Source organism: Streptomyces flaveolus, assembly GCF_000716535.1.
GTDB lineage: Bacteria > Actinomycetota > Actinomycetes > Streptomycetales > Streptomycetaceae > Streptomyces > Streptomyces flaveolus_A.
Genome location: NZ_JNWV01000107.1, coordinates 1 through 2,257, shown reverse-complemented (window position 1 = coordinate 2,257; position 2,257 = coordinate 1). Strand labels below are relative to the sequence as shown.

Genomic DNA, 2,257 nt, shown 5'->3' with positions numbered 1-2,257 from the left:
GACCAGGCTCTGCTCGACGGCACGGCGGATCGCGGCCGTGTCGTTCGGGTCCTCGGCCCGCGCCGTCTGCACACCCGAGGCGAAGGTCCGCAGCAACCGGGGATTGCGCAGGTCGCCCAGGAACAACGCGCCACCGGGGGTGAGGGCGCGGATCGCGTGGTGGACGACCTGTTCCAGGTAACCGGCGTTCGGGAAGTACTGGGCCACGGAGTTGATCACGATCGTGTCGAAGTGGCCCTGCGGAAGGTCGCCGAAGTCGTGGGCGGGCTGGGTGCGCAGGTGGACCCGGGAGGCCAGGACGGGATCGGCGTCGACGTGCCGGCGAAGCTCGTCGATGACGGTGCGGGAGAAGTCGGTGCCCCAGTACTCCTCGCACTCGGGCGCCAGCCGGGCCAGGAGCAGTCCGGTGCCGACACCGATTTCGAGGACGCGGCGCGGCCTCAGGGACCGGATGCGGTCGACGGTCGTGTCCCGCCACTCCCGCATCTCGGACAGCGGGATCGGCCGGCCGTCGTAACTGCTGTTCCAGCTGGCGAAGTTCTCACCGAAGACCGTCTGCTCTGCGGCGTTGTACACGGCGTCGTACAGGTTCTGCCACTCGCTGAGCTGGTCCTGCTCCACAGCCTCGTCGTGGTGGCCCGCCGAGGTGTCGGCGACGACGTAGGCGACGAGTCGGGAGTCACCGGGCTGGTCCTCGCGGACGACGACTGCTGCCTGCGCGATGTCCGTGTGGTCGGTGAGTACCTCCTCGATCTCGCCGAGTTCGATGCGGAAGCCGCGGATCTTGATCTGGTGGTCGACGCGCCCGACGAACTCCAGCTCGCCGTCGTGGTTCCAGCGCACCAGGTCACCGGTGCGGTACATACGGGCACCGGGCTCGGGAGCGTACGGGTCCGCCACGAACCGCTCGGCCGTCAAGCCGGGCTTGTTCAGATAGCCGCGGGCCACTCCGGATCCCGCGATGTACAGCTCCCCCACGACACCGGGCGCCACCAACTCCAGCCCCGAACCCAGCACGTAGGTGCGCGTGTTGGCGATCGGCCGGCCGATGGGCGGTGCGCCCGCGCCGCCGCCGAGGTCCGCGGCGGTCGACCAGATGGTGGTCTCGGTGGGGCCGTACAGGTTGGTCACGTCGTCGGTGAGCCTGCGTAGCGACTCGGCGAGCGGGGTGGGCAGCGCCTCACCGCCGACGAGGACACGCAGGCCCCGCAGCGCCTCCGGCTCGTGCGCCACCAGCAGCTGCCACAGCGAAGGGGTGCCCTGGACGACCGTGACGCCGTGCCGGGCGATCAGGTCGAGCACAGCGGACGGTTGAGGGACGGCCTCCTTGGGGGCGAGGACGACCGTGGCGCCCGACAAGAGCGGGTGGTACAGCTCCAGCGCGGCGATGTCGAACGCCACCGTGGTGACCGCGAGCAGCCGTTCCCCCGTGCGGAGCGGGACCTTGCGCCGCATCGCTTCCAGGAAGTTGAGCAGCGGCGCGTGCGGTACGACCACGCCCTTGGGACGACCGGTCGAGCCGGACGTGTAGATCGCGTACGCGGCGGTCTCGGGGGCTGGGGGCCCTGCGTGGCCGGTCTCGGCCGGGTCGGTGTCGGGGCAGGCGGCCAGAAGTGCGTGGACGTCCGGGGAGTCCAGCACCAGTCGCTCCGCCGAACCGCCGTCCGGTGTCCGGGAGTCGGTCGCCAGTGTGGTGAGCAACAGGGCGGGCCGTGCGTCCTGGAGTACGTAGGCGAGGCGGCCGGCCGGGTGGTCCGGGTCCAGCGGCAGGTACGCCGCACCGCTCTTGAGCACGGCCAACAGGGCGACCACCAGCTCGGCCGAACGCGGCAGAGCCAGCGCGACCATCCGGTCCGGACCCGCGCCCCGGCGCAACAGGACGTGCGCGAGGCGGTTGGCGCGGCGGTCCAGCTCCGCATACGTCAGGGAGGTGTCCCCGGCGATCACGGCCACGGCGTCAGGGGTGGCGGCGGCCTGCTCGGCGAAGCGGACCGGCAGCAGCTTCCCGCCGACCTCGGTCTCGGTCTCCAGCCAGGTGCCGAGCAACTGCCGGTGTTCGTCGGGGGTGAGGATGTCGATGTGGTTGAGGGGCTGGTCGGGGTGGGTGGTGGTGATGTCGAGGAAATGCAGCCACCGCTCGAACAAGGCCTGCACGGTGGGCGCGTCGTAGATGTCGCTGGAGTACTCGACCGCACCGGTGATGCCCTGCGGCTCACCGTGAGCGCCGCGCTGCTCGGCGAGGCTGAAGAACAGGTCG

1 protein-coding gene is annotated in these 2,257 nt (G+C 70.9%); it reads right to left on the bottom strand.

What is annotated here, in order from left to right; translation table 11 throughout:
* Positions 1-2,257 (bottom strand): amino acid adenylation domain-containing protein (locus OO52_RS45305; protein ID WP_037671552.1); only part of this gene is annotated, 2,257 nt, incomplete at both ends.